Annotated in this window: 14 protein-coding genes and 1 rRNA gene; 2 read left to right on the top strand and 13 right to left on the bottom strand. The window is 66.6% G+C overall.

Going from position 1 to position 21,303, the window contains the following annotated elements:
• The 4 genes from RCH07_RS10520 to RCH07_RS10535 form a co-directional block, all read right to left on the bottom strand.
• A 16S ribosomal RNA gene (locus tag RCH07_RS10520) occupies positions 1–362 on the bottom strand; the annotation flags it as partial.
• A gap of 521 nt (positions 363–883) precedes the next feature.
• The gene (locus RCH07_RS10525; protein WP_326967421.1) at positions 884–4,651 is read right to left on the bottom strand and encodes a 1,4-alpha-glucan branching enzyme; all 3,768 of its coding nucleotides are present in this window, start codon (positions 4,649–4,651) and stop codon (positions 884–886) included.
• A 1-nt stretch (position 4,652) separates the two neighbouring features.
• Positions 4,653–6,449, bottom strand: coding sequence for a maltose alpha-D-glucosyltransferase (gene treS / locus RCH07_RS10530; protein WP_326967422.1), 1,797 nt, complete (start codon positions 6,447–6,449; stop codon positions 4,653–4,655).
• On the bottom strand, positions 6,446–8,527 hold the full coding sequence (locus RCH07_RS10535; RefSeq protein WP_326967423.1) for an alpha-1,4-glucan--maltose-1-phosphate maltosyltransferase: 2,082 nt from the start codon (positions 8,525–8,527) through the stop codon (positions 6,446–6,448). Before RCH07_RS10535 ends, treS begins: the two co-directional genes overlap by 4 nt.
• A 142-nt stretch (positions 8,528–8,669) precedes the next feature.
• Between RCH07_RS10535 and glgP the strand changes: the two genes are divergently transcribed.
• Entirely contained in the window at positions 8,670–11,288 is a 2,619-nt protein-coding gene (glgP, locus tag RCH07_RS10540; RefSeq protein WP_326967424.1) for an alpha-glucan family phosphorylase, read from the top strand.
• Positions 11,289–11,375: 87 nt separating this feature from the next.
• Here the strand turns inward: glgP and RCH07_RS10545 are convergent, their stop codons facing one another.
• The 3 genes from RCH07_RS10545 to glgX all read right to left on the bottom strand — a co-directional run bounded on the left by RCH07_RS10545 (position 11,376) and on the right by glgX (position 14,439).
• On the bottom strand, positions 11,376–11,732 hold the full coding sequence (locus tag RCH07_RS10545; protein WP_326967425.1) for a barstar family protein: 357 nt from the start codon (positions 11,730–11,732) through the stop codon (positions 11,376–11,378).
• Between the two features lie 8 nt (positions 11,733–11,740).
• On the bottom strand, positions 11,741–12,253 hold the full coding sequence (locus RCH07_RS10550; protein ID WP_326967426.1) for a ribonuclease domain-containing protein: 513 nt from the start codon (positions 12,251–12,253) through the stop codon (positions 11,741–11,743).
• 71 nt (positions 12,254–12,324) lie between these two features.
• Positions 12,325–14,439, bottom strand: a complete 2,115-nt coding sequence (glgX, locus tag RCH07_RS10555) for a glycogen debranching protein GlgX (protein ID WP_326967427.1) — start codon at positions 14,437–14,439, stop codon at positions 12,325–12,327.
• A gap of 116 nt (positions 14,440–14,555) precedes the next feature.
• Here glgX and RCH07_RS10560 point away from each other — a divergent pair, with 116 nt between their 5' ends.
• Complete coding sequence (locus tag RCH07_RS10560) at positions 14,556–15,368, top strand: carbon-nitrogen hydrolase family protein (protein WP_326967428.1); 813 nt, start codon at positions 14,556–14,558, stop codon at positions 15,366–15,368.
• A gap of 601 nt (positions 15,369–15,969) precedes the next feature.
• On the opposite strand, the gene rlmB is transcribed toward RCH07_RS10560, so the two are convergent.
• The 6 genes from rlmB to RCH07_RS10590 all read right to left on the bottom strand — a co-directional run bounded on the left by rlmB (position 15,970) and on the right by RCH07_RS10590 (position 21,081).
• The gene (gene rlmB / locus RCH07_RS10565; RefSeq protein WP_326967429.1) at positions 15,970–16,956 is read right to left on the bottom strand and encodes a 23S rRNA (guanosine(2251)-2'-O)-methyltransferase RlmB; all 987 of its coding nucleotides are present in this window, start codon (positions 16,954–16,956) and stop codon (positions 15,970–15,972) included.
• A gap of 133 nt (positions 16,957–17,089) precedes the next feature.
• Positions 17,090–18,556 (bottom strand): cysteine--tRNA ligase, encoded by a 1,467-nt coding sequence (gene cysS, locus RCH07_RS10570; RefSeq protein ID WP_326967430.1) that lies wholly within the window; start codon positions 18,554–18,556, stop codon positions 17,090–17,092.
• A 161-nt stretch (positions 18,557–18,717) separates the two neighbouring features.
• Positions 18,718–19,047 carry a hypothetical protein gene (locus RCH07_RS10575; RefSeq protein WP_326967431.1) on the bottom strand — a complete coding sequence of 110 codons (330 nt, stop codon included), beginning with the start codon at positions 19,045–19,047 and terminating at the stop codon, positions 18,718–18,720.
• A 65-nt stretch (positions 19,048–19,112) separates the two neighbouring features.
• Positions 19,113–19,610, bottom strand: a complete 498-nt coding sequence (gene ispF / locus RCH07_RS10580) for a 2-C-methyl-D-erythritol 2,4-cyclodiphosphate synthase (RefSeq protein WP_326967432.1) — start codon at positions 19,608–19,610, stop codon at positions 19,113–19,115.
• 2 nt (positions 19,611–19,612) lie between these two features.
• Entirely contained in the window at positions 19,613–20,431 is an 819-nt protein-coding gene (gene ispD, locus RCH07_RS10585) for a 2-C-methyl-D-erythritol 4-phosphate cytidylyltransferase (RefSeq protein ID WP_326967433.1), read from the bottom strand.
• A gap of 167 nt (positions 20,432–20,598) precedes the next feature.
• A complete protein-coding gene (locus RCH07_RS10590; RefSeq protein ID WP_024367191.1) occupies positions 20,599–21,081 on the bottom strand; it encodes a CarD family transcriptional regulator in 483 nt (160 codons plus the stop codon).
• Between the last annotated feature and the right edge of the window lie 222 nt (positions 21,082–21,303).

The following is a 21,303-nucleotide window of genomic DNA, read 5'->3' on the forward strand; positions in this document are numbered from 1 at the left end:
TTCCCCACTGCTGCCTCCCGTAGGAGTCTGGGCCGTGTCTCAGTCCCAGTGTGGCCGGTCACCCTCTCAGGCCGGCTACCCGTCGTCGCCTTGGTGAGCCATTACCTCACCAACAAGCTGATAGGCCGCGAGTCCATCCAAAACCACAATAAAGCTTTCCACCCCCCACCATGCGATGAGGAGTCATATCCGGTATTAGACCCAGTTTCCCAGGCTTATCCCAGAGTTAAGGGCAGGTTACTCACGTGTTACTCACCCGTTCGCCACTAATCACCAGTGCAAGCACCAGGTCATCGTTCGACTTGCATGTGTTAAGCACGCCGCCAGCGTTCATCCTGAGCCAGGATCAAACTCTCCGTTGAAGTAAAACAAAAACGAACACAACCAACACCCCCGGGAAAACGGAAGAAGAAGGCCGCAAAATTTGAAACCAGCCAAATAACACCGGACCACACCACGGGGTGGCAGGCCCGGCAAATTCAACCAATTCAATACAATAAATTGGTATCAACAAACTTGGCACACTATTGAGTTCTCAAACAACAGACACACCCGGCACCACCACAACCAAACAGTCGCGGATCGCTCCGGAGCAACTTTTCAAAGTTACCCGGCCGCTTCACCCTTGTCAATTCGGCCTGCCCGACCCAGTGTCGCCATAGGCTTCTGGGTCTTTCTGGCCGCTCAACTCCGGGGAACAGCGCGGATTTGAACTCTATCACCACTTTGCCCCGCTGACAAAGCCCCCTGGAAGCACCCTCCCTGCGGGTGCCAAAAAGCCCGGAATCACGGGGATTCCGGGCCCCTTGCCAGCAGCGGCGCCAGGCGGGATACCCGCCGTCGTCATGAGTCAGTCCTGAGTCAGTCCTGAGTCAGTCCTGGGTCAGCCCGCCGGCCGGAAGTACGCAGCACCCAGCGGGGGCAGCGTGACGGTGAGGGTGGCCGGCTGTCCGTCCATGCCGGCGTCGGACGCGGTCAGCGTTCCTTCGTTCAGCACGCCCGAGCCGCCGTAGGCTCCGGCGTCAGTGTTCAGCACTTCCTGCCACCCACCCACCGACGGCACCCCCAGGAGGTAGGCCGTGTGCGGGCCTCCCGAGAAGTTGAAGGCGCAGACCAGGGGGTTGCCGGACTTGTCGCGCCGGATGAAAGTGAGTACGTTGCGGTCCGAGTCGCCGCCGTTGATCCACTGGAAGCCGGCCGGATCGTTGTCCTGCTCGTACAGGGCCGGAGTGGAGGAGTAGAGCTCGTTAAGGTCTTTGGTCAGGAGCTGTATGCCGCGGTGCGCCGGAATGTCGGCGAGCCACCAGTCCAGGCCGTGCTGCTCGGACCATTCGGCTTCCTGGCCAAACTCGGTGCCCATAAAAATCAGCTGCTTGCCGGGGTGCGCCCACTGGTAGCCCAGGAACGCCCGCAGGTTCGCCAGCTGCTGCCAGCGGTCTCCGGGCATCTTGCGCAGCATCGAGCCCTTACCGTGGACAACTTCGTCGTGGCTGATGGGCAGCAGGAAGTTCTCCGTGTAGGCGTAGACCATCGAGAAAGTGACGGTGCCGTGGTGCCACTTGCGGTTGTTCGGGTCCTCGGCCATGTACTTGAGCGAGTCATGCATCCAGCCCATGTTCCATTTGATACCGAAGCCCAGTCCGCCCTGGCTCGTGGGTCCCGTGACACCGGGGAAGGCAGTGGACTCCTCCGCAATCATGACGGCGCCGGGATGCGTCTTGTAGACGGTGGCATTGACTTCCTGCAGGAAAGAGATGGCTTCCAGGTTTTCCCGGCCGCCGAAGCGGTTCGGTTGCCATTGCCCTTCCTCACGGGAGTAGTCCAGGTAAAGCATGGAGGCGACAGCATCCACCCGCAGGCCGTCGATGTGGAACTCATCGAACCAGTAGAGTGCGTTGGCCACGAGGAAGTTGCGGACTTCGCTGCGGCCGAAGTCGAAAATCAGGGTGCCCCAGTCCGGGTGCTCGCCGAGATTCGGGTCGGAGTGCTCATACAACGCCTCGCCGTCGAACCGGGCCAGTGCAAAGTCGTCCTTGGGGAAGTGCGCCGGCACCCAGTCGAGCAGCACTCCGATGCCCGCCTGGTGGAGTTCATCAACCAGGTGCCGGAACTCGTCCGGGTGGCCGAAGCGGGAGGTCGGTGCAAAGTAGGACGTGACCTGGTAGCCCCACGAACCGCCGAAAGGGTGCTCGGCCACGGGCATGAGCTCTACATGGCTGAAGCCTAGCCACTTGACGTACTCGACGAGTTCTTTGGCCAGTTCGCGGTAGCCGAGACCAACCCGCCATGAGCCGAGGTGGACCTCGTAGACGCTCATCGGTGCGTTGTGCGGATCCCGGGCGGCCCGGGCCTCCATCCATTCGGCGTCCCTGAAGGCGTAGGAGGGCTCGACGACGCGGGACGCCGTCAGCGGCGGGACCTCCGTCCCGAAGGCCAGCGGATCCGCCTTTTCCACCCAGTAACCGTGGCTGGTCCTGATCTCAAACTTGTAGCACGCCCCTGCTACAACGCCGGGGATGAACAGTTCCCACACCCCGGAGGAGCCGAGGGAGCGCATCGAGAACTCCCGGCCGTCCCAGCCGTTGAAGTCACCCTTGACGCGCACCGCCTGGGCGTTAGGGGCCCACACCGCGAAGGAGACGCCGTCAACGTCGCCCAATGCCGACTTGTAGTGCTGGACATGGGCGCCGAGGACATCCCAGAGGCGCTCGTGGCGGCCTTCACCGATCAAATGCAGGTCCACCTCGCCTACGGTGGGCAGGTAGCGGTACGGGTCATCGGCGGACTGCGGCGCCTGACCTTCGTACGTCACGTCCAGCCGGTAGTCCGGCACATGGCCGGGCTCCAGCGGATCCACCACGGCAACCCACACTCCCCCGGACTCGTGGGTCATCGGGAAGGTCCCGGCCGCCGTCACGACGGACACGGCTTCGGACAGGTGCTTCACGGTGCGGATGGTGACGTGTCCGTGGTCATCAAAGTGCGCGCCCAGGACAGAGTGCGGCGCGTGGTGCTCACCGGCCGCGATCCTCGCCAGGGTGTCCGGGTCCACGGGGAGGGGGGCTCCGGGCCGATCGATACGTGCTGGTCCTGTCATTGTGATACCTTCCGCTGCGGCTTCGGCCGGAACGCCGGAGCCTGTACTGCCGAGGAGACGACGTGATGCGTTCACCGGGATGGCAAGCCAGTCCGGCCTGTTGCGCAATTCGTAGATGACTTCGTAGAGCGCCTTGTCGAGCCACAGTGCCACGAAGAGCGGCGAATCGCGGTCGATGCTTCCGGGGATGACGCCCGCATAACCGGCCAGGAACGCCTCGGCGCAGTGGTCCACCCAGCTTTCCGGGACGTCCGCGTCGGGATGCTCCCGGGCGGCCGCGCCAGCCGCGTAGTCGAAGGACCGCAGCATTCCGACGACGTCGCGCAGCGGGACGTCGGGGAAGTTGCGTTCCGAGATGGGCCGGAGCGGCTCCCCCTCGAAGTCGAGGATGGCCCAGCGGGGCGACCCGCCGGCGCCCGGAACCTGCAGGATTTGGCCCAGGTGCAGGTCGCCGTGGATCCGCTGGAGCGGACCCGCACCGCTGCCCTTTAGCCGCCCGAGCAGGCTGTCCAGGGCGTCGTCGTAGCTGCCCACGATACTCCCGGCCTGGGCCCAGGACTGGCGGATGCGCTGGGCAACGCCCGGGGCGATGTCGCTGCCCGGGAGGGATTCGACGGTGGTGCCAAGGGCCTGGGCCAGCCGCCGGTGCACTGTGGCGGTGGCGGCTCCGAGCGCATGCGCTTCGGCGGTGAAATCCTGGCCCTTGCCAGCCGCGTGCACCGCCAGCCGCCAGGCGTCCAGCCCGCCGGCGAGGAATTCGTGGGCCACGGCCAATTCGCCGTGGGCGGGCCGCATCCCCCCGGCGGCAGAACCGGCAGTCCCGGCAGCGGCGGCGGAGATGGCAGAGTCGGCAGAGCCTGCAGGGTCGGCGGCGGTCTCCCACTCCCCGGTGACCCAGCCAAGGGTCGCAGGGACTTCGACGGTGCGCCCGGCCGTCAGGGCGGCTCCGATTTCCACCTCCGGGTTGTGGCCCTCGGAGAGCACCCGGAAAAACTTCACGATGGCGGCCGAGTCGCCGTCGTCCACCATTACGGAACTGTTGGACTGCTCGCCGGTGAGGACCTTCACGACGCCGGTGGCGAGGGGCAGACGGTGACCGGACGCCACGTGGTGTCCGGTGGCGTTGCCTGCGGGAGTGGTGCCGCCGCCGCGGATGAGTTCCAGCCACGCCGCGACGAACTCCGGGTCATGCACCCCGTCGTAAACCCAGCGGGCGCCGTCGCCGGCAGCGCCACCCGTCGTCTCGCCGATCAGCGCGGACTCCGCGCCGGCCAGGGGCGCGCGGCGGAAGCTGAGCGGGACCTGCACGACGTCGGTGCGGCTGCCATCCGCCGTCGGGTAGCTGACCGCGACCAGCAGCACCTCCAGCTCGGCCCCGCCGGCGAAGGTGTTGCCGGCGCCGCCGGCGGCCCCGCCGGCGCCGGTCCCGGTCAGGCGAAGGCCGCCGGCCGGCTCGAAGCTGAACTCGGCGCTCTTGACGGGGAACCAGCGTTGGCGGGGAAGCCAGCTGCCGAGGAGCCCGCTCAGGGCGGGGGTAAGGGTGGGTCGGGTCATGTCAGCCTTCGATGGACAGGATCGGCATCGCCTGTGTGAAGGGCGATGCCGGGTTGGAGGCAGCCGTGCGGATCCGCAGCCAGAAGAAGTCGTGGCTGCCCAGGGTCAGCGTCAGGGTTCCGTCCTCGGAGATCGCGGGGAACGCCTGGCCGCCGAAGACGTCCCGGAGCCCTCGCCCGGCAAACCGCGGGATCCGCAGCGTGGTGGCCACCGGGTGCTGGGACAGGTTGAAGGCGCACAGGATGGTTTCGCTGTCCTCGCCGGCCGAGTTGCCGTCCGGAAGCTCGCGCAGGTAGGCGAGGACGACGTCGTGGTCTGCTTCGACGTGCTCGAATCCGCCCAGCCCGAACGCGGGGTGGTTCCTGCGGACGCTCAGGATCTGGCGGGTCCAGCGCAGCAGTGAACCCGAATGCGCGGCCTCGGCCTCGACGTTGGCCATGCTGTAGTTGTAGACCAGGGACTGGACTACCGGCAGGTAGAGCTTGCCCGGGTCGGCGTGGGAGAATCCGGCGTTGCGGTCCGGGCTCCACTGCATCGGGGTGCGGACCGCGTCGCGGTCCTCGAGCCAGATGTTGTCCCCCATGCCGATTTCGTCCCCGTAGTACAGGAAGGGGCTGCCTGGCAGGGAGAGGAGCAGGGCATTGATCAGCTCAATTTCGGAGCGTGAGTTGTCCAGCAGCGGCGCCAGCCGGCGCCGGATGCCGATGTTGGCGCGCATCCGCGGATCAGGGGCGTACCAGCCGAGCATCGCGGCGCGTTCGTCGGCGGTGACCATTTCGAGCGTCAGCTCGTCGTGGTTGCGCAGGAAGGTGCCCCACTGGGCGCCTTCGGGAATAGCCGGGGTGTCCTTCATCGTCTCGATGATGGGGGCGGCCTTCTGGTCCCGCAGCGCGTAGTACAGGCGCGGCATGATGGGGAAGTGGAAGGCCATGTGGCATTCCGGCGCCTCCTCGGTGCCGAAGTACTCGACCACCTCGGCCGGCGGCTGGTTGGCTTCGGCGATGATCACCCGGCCCGGGTAGCTGTCGTCGACCATCTTGCGCAGTTTGCGCAGGAACTCGTGGGTCTGGGGCAGGTTCTCGCAGTTGGTGCCCTCTTCTTCAAACAGGTAGGGGATGGCGTCGGCGCGGAACCCGTCGATCCCCTGGTCCAGCCAGAACCGCACGACGTCGAACAGCGCGTCGATGACCTTGGGGTTCTCGAAGTTCAGGTCAGGCTGGTGGCTGAAGAAGCGGTGCCAGAAGAACTGGCGCCGGATGGGATCGAAAGTCCAGTTTGATTCCTCGGTGTCCACGAAGATGATGCGGGCGTCCTCGTACTTCTCGTCCGTGTCACTCCAGACGTAAAAGTCGCCGAAGGGTCCGTCCGGGTCCTTGCGCGATTCCTGGAACCATGGGTGCTGGTCCGAGGTGTGGTTCAGCGGCAGGTCGATGATGACGCGCACGCCGCGGGCGTGCGATTCGGCGACGAGGCGCTTGAAATCGCTGATGGTGCCGAACTCATCCAGCACGGAGTTGTAGTCGGAGATGTCGTAGCCGCCGTCGCGGAGCGGGGACTGGAAGAACGGCGGGAGCCAGAGACAGTCGACGCCGAGCCACTGCAGGTAGTCCAGCTTCTCGATCAGGCCGTGGAAGTCGCCGGAGCCGTCACCGTTTCCGTCGGCAAACCCGCGGACCAGCACCTCGTAGAAAACCGCTTTGCGGTACCACAGCGGGTCATGCTGGAGGCCGGGCGCGTTCAGTTCGAAAGTCCCCTTCGGGCGGAAGTGCTGGCTGGGGTTCGTGGGGCTGAAACTCACGGCTTCTCCCTCCGGATGCTCAGAATGTGGGCGGGCTCAACATGGGCGTCCAGGCGGACGTAGTTGTACTCCCCCCATTCCCAGCTTTCACCGGTCAACAGATCATCCACCATGAAGCCGCCGTTGGGCGTCAGGTTCTCCGGATCCAGTTCCAGCGCCGCCAGGTCCAACGACACCGTGCTCTCCCGGACCCCGTGCGGATCCACGTTGACCACGATGATCAGGGTGTCCTTCGTGCCGTTTGGGAGGGTCTTGTGCTTGGAGTACACCACCGTGGCATTGTCTGTGCTCGTGTGCAGCGTGAGGTTTTGCAGGTCCCCGAGCGCCGGGTGGGCGTGCCGGATGTCGTTGAGCCGGGTCAGGTACGGGGCCAGCGTCCGGCCGGATTCGGCCGCCGCGTCCCAGTCCCGCGCCTTGAACTCGAACTTCTCGTTGTCGATGTACTCCTCGGCACCCGGCCGGGCGACGTGTTCGTAGAGTTCGAACCCGGCGTACACGCCCCAGATCGGGCTCGCCGTGGCGGCCAGCGCGGCGCGGATCCTGAACGCGGGCGGCCCGCCGAACTGCAGGTACCCGGTCAGGATGTCGGGGGTGTTGACGAAGAAGTTCGGCCGGAAGTAGGCCGGCGACTCGTGGCTGATCTCCTGGAAGTACTCTTCCAGCTCCTCTTTGGTATTGCGCCAGGTGAAGTAGCTGTACGACTGCTGGAAGCCGGCGCGGCCCAGTGCGTGCATCATGGCGGGACGGGTGAACGCCTCGGCGAGGAAGACGACGTCGGGGTGCTTCTTGTTGACCTTGGCGATCAGCCATTCCCAGAACCACACGGGTTTGGTGTGCGGGTTGTCCACGCGGAAAATCTTCACGCCGTGGCCCACCCAGAGCAACACGATGCGCAGGATCTCGTTGGACAGGCCGGCAGGATCATTGTCGAAGTTGAGCGGGAAGATGTCCTGGTACTTTTTCGGCGGGTTCTCGGCATAGGCGATGCTGCCATCCACCCGGGTGGTGAACCACTCAGGGTGACTCTCCACCCAGGGATGGTCCGGGGCGGCCTGCAGCGCGAGGTCCAGGGCAACTTCCAGCCCCAGCTCCCCGGCGCGTGCCACAAAGGCGTCGAAGTCCTCGAAGGTGCCGAGGTCCGGGTGGATGGCGTCGTGGCCGCCTTCCTTCGCGCCGATGGCCCACGGCGAACCGGGATCGTGCGGACCGGCCAGCAGGGTGTTGTTCGGGCCCTTGCGGTGCTGGCTGCCGATCGGGTGGACCGGCGGCAGGTAAATGATGTCGAAGCCCATACCGGCGACCGCATCTAGTCGCGTCGCGGCGGTGCGGAAGGTCCCGGACATCCATTCGCCGGTCTGGTGGTTGCGGACAGCCCCTTCGGAACGGGGGAAGAATTCGTACCAGGCGCCCCGGCCGGCCAGCTCGCGCTCCACCAGCAGCGGGTACGGCGCGGAGACCGTCACCAGTTCGCGGATCGGCTGGCGATCGACGACGGCGGCCACCCCGGCGCTGAACCCGGCGGCGAGACGCTCCTCCGGGGTCCGGGTGGCGTCGGACAGGACAACGACGGCCATCCGCAGCGTGCGCCGGTCAGCGGACGGGCGCGCGGAGTCCTCGGAAGCTTCGGAGAGCAGGGCGGCGCCCTCGGCCAGCATCAGTTCGACGTCGATCCCGGCCTCCACCTTGACCTCGGCGTTGTGGTGCCAGGTGCCGTAGCGGTCATGCCAGGCCTCGATGACGAAGGACCAGTTGCCGGTGGCGGAAGGAGTCAGGAGCCCTTCCCAGCGGTCGGTGCCCTTGCCCCGGTCTCCCCTCGGCGGGGCGAGGCGGACGCGCTGGCGCTCCTTCCCCCGGGGGTCCAGGAGAACAGCGCTGACGCCGAGCATGTCGTGGCCTTCGCGGAAGGCAGTGGCCCCCACCACGATACTTTCGCCCGCCACGGCTTTGGCAGGGAACATCCCGCCTTCCACCGCGGGCTGCACGGCGGTGATCGGAAAACGGCCAAATCGAAGGCCATCCGTGATCAGGGCCTTTGGCTTTTGCTTGGACACGGCGCTGGTTCGAGAGTTAGTCGTCACAGGCTCGACGTTATCGACAAATCGGCCAGATTGCTAAGTCTGCTCGGCTTTTCCGGACGTTTTTCGGACCGCAATCCGTCATTTAAGCAAAAGTATCCCCCAGCGGTTCCGGGGCTCGATCTTGTCCGTTAGTCTTTCGCAGGTGAAGGCTATCCGCAGATTTACCGTCCGAACCGTTCTCCCCGAGTCAATCCGGCCGCTGGCCCGGCTGGCCACCAACCTTCGGTGGTCCTGGCACCGGCCCACCCGGGAGCTTTTCGAGGGGCTGAACCCGAAGATCTGGGCCGAGAGCGCCCACGATCCCGTGACGTTCCTGGGGCTGGTCAGCCGCGAGGAACTGCAGCGGCTTGCCGCGGACCAGGACGTGGTGCGCCGCGTCCACGCGGGCGCTGACGACCTTGACCGGTATCTCGAGCACCCGCGCTGGTACCAGAGCCTCGGCGACGACGCGCCGGCCTGCATCGCGTACTTCTCGCCCGAATTCGGCATCACCGAGGTCCTGCCCCAGTACTCCGGCGGCCTCGGCATTCTGGCCGGCGACCATTTGAAGGCTGCCTCCGACCTCGGCGTGCCGCTGATCGGCGTCGGCCTGCTCTATCAGGCCGGCTACTTCAAACAGTCGCTGTCCCGCGACGCCTGGCAGCAGGAAACCTACCCGGTCCTGGACCCGGACGGACTGCCACTGACGCTGCTGCGTGAGGCGTCCGCGGACGGCAACGGCCGTCCCGTCCAGATTTCGCTGCCGCTCCCCAACGGGCGCCGGCTGCTGGCGCACGTCTGGCGTGCCGACGTCGGGCGTGTCCCGTTGCTGCTGCTGGACTCGAACGTTCCGGGCAACGACGACGCCGCCCGCGGCATCACTGACCGCCTCTACGGCGGCGGCGGTGACCACCGGCTCCAGCAGGAACTCCTGCTCGGCATGGGCGGAGTCAAGGCCTTGCGCGCCTACCAGAAGCTCACCGGCAGCCCGACGCCGGAGGTCTTCCACACCAACGAAGGCCACGCCGGCTTCCTGGGCATCGAGCGGATCCAGGAACTGATGTCCGGACCGGCACCGCTGAGCTGGGAGGAAGCCCTTGCCGCCGGACGCGCCTCCACCGTGTTCACCACCCACACCCCGGTCCCGGCCGGGATCGACCGCTTCGAGACCTCGCAGATCCAGCAGTTCTTCGACGCCGGGCTGGCCCCCGACGTCCCGGTGGGCAAGATCCTGAACCTCGGCCGCGAGGACTTCACGGATGGCAACCCTTTCGTCTTCAACATGGCCGTCATGGGCCTGCGCCTGGCCCAGCGCGCCAACGGTGTGGCCAAGCTGCACGGTGTGGTGTCCCGCGGCATGTTCTCGGCCCTGTGGCCGGGATTCGATCACTCGGAGGTGCCCATCACCTCGGTCACCAACGGCGTCCACGTGCCCACCTGGGTGGACCCGCGCGTCTCCAAGCTGGCCCGCGACCAGTTTGGCGCAGAAGCGGAAGCGCACGGCCGCTGGGACCTGGCCTACAACGTCAGCGACGAGGACGTCTGGGCCCTCCGCCGCGAAATGCGGGTGTCCCTGGTCGACGACGTGCGGCGCCGGCTCCGGTCGGCGTGGAAGAAGCGCGGCGCGGCGGACGCCGAACTCGCCTGGACGGACTCCGTGCTGGACCCGGATATCCTGACGATCGGCTTCGCCCGGCGCGTGCCGACCTACAAACGCCTCACCCTTATGCTGCGCGAGCCCGAACGGCTCAAGGCACTGCTGCTGCACAAGACGCACCCCATCCAGCTGGTCATCGCCGGCAAGTCCCACCCGGCCGATGACGCGGGCAAGAAGATGATCCAGGACCTGGTCCGGTTCACCGACGACCCCGCCGTGCGGCACCGGATAGCGTTCCTGCCCAACTACGACATCGCCATGGCCCGGACGCTGTTTCCCGGCTGCGATGTGTGGCTGAACAACCCGCTGCGTCCGCTCGAGGCCTGCGGCACCTCCGGCATGAAAGCTGCCCTGAACGGTTCGCTGAACCTTTCGGTCCTGGACGGCTGGTGGGATGAGATGTACGACGGCGAGAACGGCTGGGCAATCCCCACCGCCAACAACGACGCCTCACCTGAGGAGCGCGATGACATCGAGGCCGCGGCGCTCTACGAGCTGCTCGAGACCCAGGTAGCGCCCCGGTTCTACGGCCTGACGGTGTCCGACGGCGCCGGCGCGGCCGGTCCCTCACAGCCCGGACCGCAAAAAGTCCCGACGCACTGGGTGTCGATGATCAAGCACACGATGTCCCACCTGGGCCCGGCCGTCTCCGCCGACCGGATGCTCAAGGACTACGTCAACGTCCTGTACCGTCCGGCCGCTGTCGCGGGCCGCCGCGCCGTGGCGGAGAACTTCGCCCAGGCAAAGAACCTCGCGTCCTGGACCTCCCGGGTCCGGGCGGCCTGGCCCCGGATCCAGGTGGAGCATGTGGACTCCGTGGGCGTCTCCGAAGACCCGCAGATCGGTGACCTGCTTCAGGTCAACGCTTATGTGGCCCTCCACGAGCTCACGCCGGACGATGTGTCCGTCGAGGTGGCCTACGGCAGGGCCGAGGAAAGCGACGAACTGGCGGACGTCACCGTGGCCGAGCTGACAGCCGTGGAGGACCTCGGCAAGGGCCGCCACCTCTTCAGCGGAACCCTCGTCATCGACCGCTCCGGGTCCTTCGGCTACACCGTCCGGGTGCTCCCCAAGCATGAGGCCCTGGCGTCAAAAGCCGAGCTGGGTTTGATCGTCAACGCCTAGTCCTGATCCGCATGGGGCGCCGCGGACCGGTCATCCGGTCCGCGGCGCTCTTGCCGTCCCGGCCAACTATTGGCGGTGGATCGCGGCTTAGAGGCAGACGGCGATCACGGACAGGTTCTTGCCGGCGTAGCCTTCGGCGTCCTGCAGGATCTCGCAGATGACGCCGAAGGAACGGTCCGCGCGGAAAACTGCCGGGACTTCCCAGATGAACGTAATCGGGGCCTGTCCGCCGTCGGAGACCGCGTCGGCGAAGTCATGCAGCGAGTCGTTGAGGGCGTCAAGGTTGACGCCGTAATCCGCCGGGAAGTCGAGCGTTTCTGCGAAAATCGCCAGGACGGTCCGCTTCGTGTCCGCCGCGGGAATCACCAGGGCGCGGCGGCCGGCGTCGTGCACCAGGGCCTGCAGTTCCTCGATGGTCCAGGTGTCTGCGGAGTAGATCTTCATGGGTTCCTTCACTTGCCTTCGATGATGAAGATGAACGAGTTGTAGTGGTCCGCCGTATAGTATTTTTCGCCGGTTTTGCCAGCCACGATCCGGCGGGCGCCCCGGTCTGATTCGCCGGGGGTGCGGACCGTGTATTTCTTGTAGTAGCCCGGCGATTTACGGGGCAGGATCCCCTCGAAATTCCCGAAGGACACGTCATCCCGGGAGTAGGGATACGGGCCGCCCGTTGCGATCAGGGCAAGGGTCTCGCGGGCCTCGGCGGGCAGCTCCGACGCTTTCACCTCGGTGAGCCGGGAAGGGTTCGCGGCGCCGGCCGGGCCCGGGGCAGGGCCCGGGGCCGGGGATCTCGAGGCAGCGGGACCCGGCGGCCCGGGAGCCGCGGCTGCACCGCCGTCGGACGCGGTGACATTTGGCCGGGCAGTCCCGGTCTGCGGGCCTCCGCCCGTCCACACCGCCAGCACCACCAGTGCCGCCAGCAGGGCAAGGAGGGCAAGGAGGGCAACGAGCCGTTGAACCTTCACTGTGACTCTCCCCAAAATTACAGTGACTCTCCCCAAAGTCTCATTGCCTGCCCCATTCCGTTCGGCCGGAACTACGTGCGGTAGATGTTGATGGAATTCGCCTGGATAATGTCCCGCTCTCCGGCAGAGACCCGGACGCCCTGGCGCCGGTCGTGGAGTTCGGAGGTGGTCAGGCGCAGTTCGAAGAGGCGGTTGCCGGTGCCCTCTTCGTTGCTGAGCAGGGGCAGGGTGATTTTGACGTCGAGGGCGCTGCCGTTGACCACTACGAGGCCGTCCACGTGGCCGTCGTCGGAACCGAGCAGGAGCTGGACTACCCGTTGGCCGGGATCGTTCCAGCTGGCTCCGGACATCGTCCCGCCGTGCGCATCGAACCAGTGGAAGTAGGACTGCTGATCGCGCGCCGGGTAGTCGTGCGGCTGGCCGGCCAGGAATTCCCTGCGCAGCCGGATCACACGCTTGGTGGTCCGCAGCATGGCGTGGGATTCCGGGGTGCTGGTCCAGTCGATCCAGGTGATGGGATTGTCCTGGCAGTAGGCGTTGTTATTGCCCTGCTGGGTCCGACCGATCTCGTCCCCGGCGGTCATCATGGGCACTCCGAGGGAGATCATAAGGGACGCCATGAGGTTGCGGCTGGTCTGGGCGCGCCGGGCCAGGACGTCCTCGTCCTCGGTGGGACCCTCAAAGCCGTGGTTGTGGCTGCGGTTGTCGCCGTGGCCGTCACGGTTCTGCTCACCGTTGGCCTCGTTGTGCTTGCGGTCGTAGGAGACGAGGTCCGCCAGGGTGAAGCCGTCGTGGGCCGTGATGAGGTTGACCGAGGCGAGCCTGGACCGGCCCGAGGGCTCAAACAGGCTGGCTGAGCCGGACAGTGCGTCCGCGAGGCGGGCCACCGAGCCGCCGTGACCGCCGGCGTCGATCGCGGCGCGGTCAGCGAGCCAGAAGCTGCGGACGGCGTCGCGGAAGTGGTCGTTCCAGTCCACCCAGCCTGCCGGGAACCGGCCCGTCTGCCAGCCGCCGTAGCCGATGTCCCACGGTTCGGCGATCAGCTTCGTGGCGGAGAGGACGGGGTCACCGGCGACCGCGACGAGGAAGGGGTGCCGGGGATCGAACTCGTTGGCCGCGTTGCGGGCCAGGGTCACCGCGAGGTCGAAGCGGAAACCGTCGATGTGGAACTCGGTCACCCAGTAGCGCAGGGAGTCCAGCACCAGCTGGACCACGCGGGGTTCGCTGAAGTCGAGGCTATTGCCGCAACCGGTGGTGTCCACATATTTGCCGTGGCCGTCATTGCGGTAATACTGCATCTCGCCAAGGCCGCGGAAGCTCAAGGCAGAACCGTCGGTGCCGCCCTCGGCCGTGTGGTTATAGACGACGTCGAGGATGACCTCCAGGCCGGCGGCATGCAACAGCTTGACCATGCCTTTGAACTCGTCCTGGACTGCCTGCGGGCCGGCGTCCTGCGCCGACCGGGTGGCGTAGCCGGGGTGCAGGGCGAAAAACGCCGCCGTGTTGTAGCCCCAGTAGTTCGTCATCCCAAGGTTCTGCAGGTGCGGTTCGTCCACATGGAAGTGGACCGGCAGGAGCTGGACCGCGGTGATCCCGAGCGCGATCAGGTGCTCAATCATGGCCGGATGCGCCATGCCGGCGTAGGTGCCCTGAAGGTTCTCCGGGATGTCCGGGTGGAGTTTGGTCTGGCCGCGGACATGGGCCTCGTAGATGATGCTGTTCCGCCACGGAGTCCGGAGGCCGGAGTCACTGCCCCAGTCGAAGCCGCCGGCCATCCGGACACTGGTGAGGAATTCGTGGCGCTCGTCCACGGCCCGGCCGTAGGGGTCCAGCAGGAGCGGCTGCCCGTCCTCGACGTCGAAATCCACCGTCGGCATGGGCAGCGGGAGCGCCTCATGGCCCGGTGAGCTCCGGAAGCCGTAGCACGACCCGGCGGGAATACCCTCCACCATGCCGTGGTGGACGCCGTCGGTGATGTTGGGCAGCGTCTTGAGCTGCCAGGTGCCGCCGGGCGCCTGATAGGCGATCTCGAGGGTGGCCACCCCGGGAGCGTAGACGGCCACATTGGCGACGGCACCCCGGGGATCGTCAATGGCCGGCGAGCCGGTGCACGGAACGCTGATTCCCAGCGGAAACGCGCGTGAGTCGTCTACGGTGGAAGCTGTGTCTACATAGGTCATAACCATCGCTTAAAGCTTAGCGGGGCCGAACAAATGGCCGTGATCCCGAAACTCTGGTCACGTGCGGTGTACGTAGCCGTGGCGCCGCATACTGGATTGGATCGCCCACTTTGGAGGTAATTGTGCGGGTTGCACTGGCTCAAATCATCACCGGCCGCGATCCTGCCGGGAATCTGGCCCTCGTGGCGGAATACGCCGGCCGGGCCAGGGCCGGCGGCGCGCAGCTCGTGGTGTTCCCCGAAGCGACCATGCGCGCCTTCGGCAATTCCCTGCTCGACGTCGCGGAGCCGCTGGATGGCCCCTGGGCCTCGCGCGTGCGTGCCATCGCGTCGGAGCAGGACATCGTGATCGTCGCCGGGATGTTCACGCCGGGAACCGCGGACGGCGGCGGGGCTCCCGGCAAGGTGCGCAACACCCTGCTGGTCACCGGCCGCGGCGTGGACACGAGCTACGACAAGATCCACCTCTTCGATGCGTTCGGCTTCGAGGAGTCAGACACCGTCGACGCCGGCAGCGAGCCCGTTGTCTTCGAGCTCGGCGGCGTGACTTTCGGCCTGGCCGCCTGCTACGACGTCCGCTTCCCGGACCTGTTCACCGAGAACGCCGACCGCGGTGCCGAGGTCAACATTGTCTGCGCTTCCTGGGGCTCCGGTCCCGGCAAAGCCGAACAATGGAAGCTCCTGGCCCGGGCCCGTGCTGCTGATTCCACCACCCTGGTCCTCGCCTGCGGCCAGGGCGACCCGGCAAGCCTGGGCATCGTCCCCAGGGGAGCGGCGCCCACCGGTATCGGGCACTCCGTCGTCGTTTCCCCCTTCGGAGAGGTCCTCGAAGAGCTGGACGGCGCCCCCGGTCTGCTGTTCGCCGAGCTGGACCCCGCCGTCGTCAAGGAAGCCCGCGCCAAACTCCCGGTCCTCGCCAACCGCCACAAGTTCTAGGCTTACTGTCGGGTTCGCTGCAGTCACCCGCCCGGACCGGCGCGGTGGCCAGTTTCGCCATGGTCACCCGCCCGTTCCGGCGCCTGGCCGTCGCTGAGCTGGCCGTAGCTCGTGTCCGTTGTCGCCTGAGGGGATCGTTGGGCCGCACGGCCGGACAGGTGCCCTACTGCTCTGACGCGGCGGATAAAGCCTGGCGACGCGCAAATTTCCTGGCGCTACTGACATTCCCGTAGCGCCAGGAAATTTGCGCATCGCAGAAAGGAATGCGCGTCGCAGAAGGAACGCGCGTCGCGCGTCTGGACCAGGGTGCCCCGACTCTGGGTGCCAAAGGCAAACGCTCCCCCACGAGACGTGAGGGAGCGCTACTGTCCAAAGCGAGTGGCGCTTAGGGTCGCGAGCCGGAACCGGGGTTTTGCGTAGGAGCGCATCGCCGACCAGAGCGGAACGAGGCCGCCCGAGGCCGAGCGGAGCGTCGGGAGGAAGAAAAGCTCCGAGGAACCTGAACTGAGCTTGCGAAGGTTGGAAGAGGCTGAACGCTAAGCGACGGCAAAACTCCGGTGAGGCGGGCCCAACCAGCGGCGGACCCAGCCCAACCGAAGAACTACTTGGCGGCGCGCTGGCGGGAGATCTCGTAGAGGGAGATGCCGACGGCCATGGAGGCGTTGAGTGACTCCATGGCAGAGTCGATCGGGATTGAAACGATCTGGTCGCAGTTTTCGCGCACCATGCGGCTCAGGCCCTTGCCCTCGGAACCCACAACGATGCAGACCGGCTCGGTGGCGAGGGCCAGCTCGGGCAGCGAAACGTCGCCGTCGCCGTCGAGTCCCAGTACATAGATGCCCATGTTCTTGAACGCCTTGAGCGTGTTGTTCAGGTTCGCGGCGCGTGCCACGGGGACTCGGACGGCGGCTCCGGCGCTAGTTTTCCAGGCCGAGGCGGTGACGCCGACGGAGCGGCGCTCCGGGACGATGACGCCGTGGCCGCTGAAGGCCGACACCGAGCGGATGATGGCGCCAAGGTTGCGCGGATCGGTGATGCCGTCGAGCGCGACGAAGAGCGGGGCGTTGGCCACGTGGCCGCGCTTCCAGCTCTCGAGGGTCTGCTCGGCCAGCTCGTAGGCGTCCTGGTATTCGTACGGCGGGATCTGCAGCACCAGACCCTGGTGGATGGCGTCGTCCGTCATTCGGTCCAGCTCGGGCTTGCCGGTCTCAAGCAGCGGGATGCCGCGCTCAGCGGCCAGCTTGAGGGACTCTTTGACGCGGTCGTCCATCTCGATGCGGATGGCAATATGAAGGGCCTTGGCCGGGATGCCTGCGCGGAGGGCCTCGACGACCGAGTTGCGACCGGTGACGACTTCCTCGGTGGCACGGCCCTTGGGTCCGGAGCGGGCGCCGGCGTTGCGCGCGGCTCCCGGGTGCTTGGCCGCGGAGCGTTCCGCGAGCTGCTTGTTCTTGTGGGCCTTGTGATACGGGCGGTCCTCCGCTTTGGGGGTGGGGCCCTTGCCTTCAAGAGCTTTGCGGCCGTGACCGCCGGTTCCGACGCTGGGGCCCTTCTTAAGTTTGACCGACCGGCGACCGTTGTTGGCCATGAGTTCCACCCTTTTAAATACGCGATTCGTTGACAAGTCTGACCCCCAGTCTACTGACTCGAACTAAATCCCCGACCGGCGGCAGGGCAGGTCCGTGCCCGCAGAACGTTCCATACCCCGAAGGCTCGGCCTGTCAGCCGCGCGTGAGGCTCCAGCTCGCGCCGTCCGGGCCGTCCTCAATCTCAACGCCGGCAGCGGCAAGAGTGTCGCGGATGGAGTCCGAAGCGGCCCAGTCCTTGCTCGCCCGGGCCTGCGCCCTGGCCGCGAGCTGCGCTTCCACGAGGACGCCGAGGGCATTGTTGCTGTGCTCGTCCGCGGCCGGCGTCGCGGTGTCGTTGAGACCAAGGACACGCAGCATGTCGGTGACGCTGGCCAGTGCCTGCCGGGCGGCGTCGGGCTCGCCGGCGATGAGGGCGGTGTTGCCGGCGCGGACCGTGTCGTGCAGTACCGCCAGGGCCTGCGGTACGTTGAGGTCATCGTCCATCGCGGCCGCAAAGGCGTCCGGGACGATGCCGTAGCTGGCGAGGCCGACAGCGCCGTCATGCGTCATGGTGCTCCGAAGGGCGCGGCTGATGAACCCGTCGATGCGTTCGACGGCGGCGCTGGCTTCCAGCAGTGAGGTGGGCTGGTAGTCGAGCACGGAGCGGTACTGGGCCTGGCCCAGGTAGTAGCGGACCACCCGCGGCGGGGCGAGTTCCAGCATTTCGGCCGGGCTGACGGTGTTGCCGATGGACTTGGACATCTTTTCGCCGGCGTAGGTGACCATGCCGTTGTGCATCCAAAAATTGGCGAAGCCGTTGCCCGCGGCCTGGGACTGCGCCATCTCGTTTTCGTGGTGCGGGAAGCGCAGGTCCAGCCCGCCGCCGTGGATGTCGAATTCGGTGCCGAGGTACTTGGTGACCATCGCGGAGCACTCGAGGTGCCAGCCCGGACGGCCGGTGCCCCACGGCGAGGCCCAGCCCGCCGTCGTCGGCTCCCCTTCCTTGTGGCCCTTCCAGAGCGCGAAGTCGCGGGGATCACGCTTCCTGTTGCTGAATTGGGCCTCGACGTCGGGGGCTCCCTGCATGTCATCGATGTCCTGCCGGGTCAGCGAGCCGTACTTGGCCCAGGAGCGCACGTCGAAGTACACGTCGCCGGAATCATCAAGGGCGGGGTAGGCGTGGCCGCGGTCGATCAGCTGCCGGATGAGGGCGTGCATTTCCGGGATGTGGCCGGTGGCGCGCGGCTCATAGGTGGGGCGGGAGACGCCCAGGGTGTCGTAGGCCGCCAGGAATGCCTGCTCGTAGCGGTAGGCCAGCGCCCACCATTCCTCCTCGCGGACCGCGCCCGGCTCGTCCTCGAAGCCAGGGGCGAAGGACGCTGCCGACTTCGCCAGGATCTTGTCGTCGATGTCGGTGACGTTGCGGACGGCGGTGACGCGGAATCCCCGGTACTGCAGCCAGCGGGTGAGCTGGTCGAAGGCAATGGCGGAGCGGATGTGCCCCACGTGCGGCATACCCTGCACCGTGGCGCCGCAGTAGTAGAGGCTCACTTTGCCCGGAACCAGGGGGACGAAGTCGCGGACTTTGGCGGATGCAGTGTCATAGAAGCGCAGGGTCACCGCTCCAGATTAGCCGACGGCGGGCGACGGCGGCGGCGGCGGGCGACGGCGGCGGGCCGGGCGACGACGGCGGGCCGGGCGACGACGGCGGGCCGGGCGACGACGGCGGGCCGGGCGACGACGGCGGGCCGGGCCGACGGCGGCGGGCCGGGCCGACGGCCTTACTTGCAGTACTCGCCGATCTTGTTGTGCTGTTCGGTGAGCTTCTTGGTCTGCTCGGCGCTCTCGGCCCCGAGCGAGGAACCGGCCACCTGCTTCATGGTGTCGGCCATCTCCTGGATCGGGGCCGCCACCTCGGGGGCAACCTTGTCCGCGACGTCCTGGTAGTGCTTGGCGATCTGATCCGCTTTTTGTTGCTGGTTTCCGCTGGGTACGAAGGTGTCCTTGTTCAGGAAGGCACAGCTGTCCTGGACGCTCATCTTCGGCGTCCCGGCGCAGCCGGTCAGCAGCAGTCCCATCGAGAGGACGACGGCGGGCAGCAGCTTTTTCACGGGAGGTCTCCTGGCGATTGCGGGACGGGGGTTCCCCAAGCCTAGGCGACGGACCCCGTGCGTGCTTAGTTCGACGGGTAAACGAGCGCCGTCGCCGTCGCCGAGATACCTTCGCCGCGGCCGGTGAAACCGAGGCCGTCGCTGGTGGTGGCGGAGACGCTGACCGGGGCCCCGGCCGCCTCGCCGAGGACGCGCTGGGATTCCTCCCGGCGCGGACCGAACCGTGGCCGGTTGGCGACGAACTGCACGGCGATGTTGCCGATCTCGAAGCCCGCGGCGCGGACTATCCGGGCGGCCTCGGCCAGCAGGGTCACACCCGAGGCCCCGGCATACTCGGGCCGGTCGGTGCCGAAATGCGTGCCGAGGTCCCCGATCCCGCAGGCGGAGAAGAGGGCGTCGGCGGCCGCATGGGCGACGGGGTCGCCGTCGGAATGGCCGGATAGCCCCCGCTCTCCTTCCCAGAACAGCCCGCCGAGCCAGAGTGGCTGGGGTGCGTCGTCCGGGGCGTAGGCGTGGACATCGATGCCGATCCCGGTCCGCGGGATGATGGGACCACTGGACATGCTCAGCCTTCCACCCAGCGCGCGCCCAGCGGGCCCTCAAGCAGCCCCTCGGCGATGATCAGGTCCAGCGGCGTCGTGATCTTCAGCGACTGGCTGGCGCCGCGCACGGCATGGACGGGGACGCCGAGGAGCTCCACCAGCATGGCGTCGTCCGTGACGGCGGCCGCCTGGCCGGCGTCGAACCGGGCCGCGGCGTCGTGGGCGCGTTGGAGGGTGGCGAACTCGAAGCCCTGCGGTGTCTGGACTGCGCGGAGGCTCTCCCGCGGCGCGGTGCCGGTGACCAGCTCCGGGGCCATTGCGGCGTCCTGGCCGGTGGTTGGTTCCACGGTCTTGACTGTGTCCACGACGGGGATCACCGGGATGACAGCGAGGGCGCCGGCGGCGAGGGCCTGTACCACCCGGTGGAAGACGGACTCGGGCGTCAGGGCGCGGGCGGCGTCGTGGACCAGGACGGCCTCCGTCTCAGGAAGGAGCGCCGCCATCGCGGCCCGCACCGAATCGGCCCGGGTGTCTCCGCCGTCGACGATGGTCACCACGGGAAGCTGTCCACCGTTTTCGGTGCCTGCGTTGAGCTGATGTTCGGCTTTGAGCTCCTGTGCGAATGTCAGGCACAGTGCCTGCAGCTCGGGATCTCCGGGCGGGATCGCAATGCAGACCTGCCGCGCGATGCCGGCTGCGGCGACTCCGCGCAGGGCATGGGTGAGGATGCTGTCCCCGCCGAGCGGAACTTTGGCCTTGGGCATTCCGTAGCCCAGTCGCTGGCCGGAGCCGGCGGCCACGACGATGACCGCCGTGGCGGGGATGGTCGATGCAGAGTCCATGGGCTCAAGACTACGTCCCGGCTGCCCCGGTCATCCCACTGAGCTATCAGTTCTGGTCCCTAACGGGCGCCCGGAACGACCCGGACTGATAGCTCAACCCGGCGGCCGGGCTGAAAAGGGCCAAAAAGAAACCCCGGCAGCCTTCAGCTGCCGGGGTTCAATTCTTGTTAGGAAGCCAAGACTTCGTCGAGAACGCTTGCAGCCTTCTCTTCATCCGTCTTTTCGGCCAGAGCCAGTTCTGAAATCAGAATCTGGCGGGCCTTGGCCAGCATGCGCTTCTCCCCTGCGGAGAGACCCCGATCGTGATCACGGCGCCACAGGTCGCGGACGACCTCTGCCACCTTGATGACGTCACCGGATGCAAGCTTTTCCAGGTTTGCCTTGTATCGACGCGACCAGTTGGTGGGTTCTTCAGTGAACTCGGCCCGCAGCACTTCAAAAACGTGCTCCAGACCTTCCTTGCCCACTACGTCCCGGACCCCAACTAGATCAACGTTTTCTGCTGGAACTTCAATGGTCAGATCACCCTGGGCCACCTTGAGCTTGAGATACATCTTCTCTTCGCCCTTGACAGTGCGCATCTTGATTTCTTCAATTTTGGCTGCACCGTGGTGAGGATAAACTACTGTTTCGCCGACCTCAAAAACCATGTGGACATTCCCCTTTCCCGCAGACCAGTTTATCACGTTTAAGGCATATGACTGCCACGGATCGCGCCCGCGAACCGCATGAATCCGGGGGGAATGGCCGTAATCGACCCTCGAAACCCTCTTGACGGATGCGGATATTAGTGCATCGGCCCGCCCTTGCCAAGGGGCCGCGTTGTCCCTGCCGGAGCACCGAACCTGCACCACTGCGTCCTGGCCGAATCC

Source organism: Arthrobacter sp. CG_A4, from assembly GCF_035985125.1.
In the GTDB taxonomy this organism is placed as follows: Bacteria; Actinomycetota; Actinomycetes; order Actinomycetales; family Micrococcaceae; genus Arthrobacter.

What these genes read in the sequence shown, in the direction of transcription:
- RCH07_RS10525 (WP_326967421.1), bottom strand. Translation starts at nt 4,651, where the DNA reads ATGACCCGACCCACCCTTACCCCCGCCCTGAGCGGGCTCCTCGGCAGC.
- rlmB (WP_326967429.1), bottom strand. Translation starts at nt 16,956, where the DNA reads ATGGCCAACAACGGTCGCCGGTCGGTCAAACTTAAGAAGGGCCCCAGC.
- ispF (WP_326967432.1), bottom strand. Translation starts at nt 19,610, where the DNA reads ATGTCCAGTGGTCCCATCATCCCGCGGACCGGGATCGGCATCGATGTC.
- RCH07_RS10590 (WP_024367191.1), bottom strand. Translation starts at nt 21,081, where the DNA reads ATGGTTTTTGAGGTCGGCGAAACAGTAGTTTATCCTCACCACGGTGCA.
- RCH07_RS10545 (WP_326967425.1), bottom strand. Translation starts at nt 11,732, where the DNA reads ATGAAGATCTACTCCGCAGACACCTGGACCATCGAGGAACTGCAGGCC.
- ispD (WP_326967433.1), bottom strand. Translation starts at nt 20,431, where the DNA reads ATGGACTCTGCATCGACCATCCCCGCCACGGCGGTCATCGTCGTGGCC.
- glgX (WP_326967427.1), bottom strand. Translation starts at nt 14,439, where the DNA reads ATGGTTATGACCTATGTAGACACAGCTTCCACCGTAGACGACTCACGC.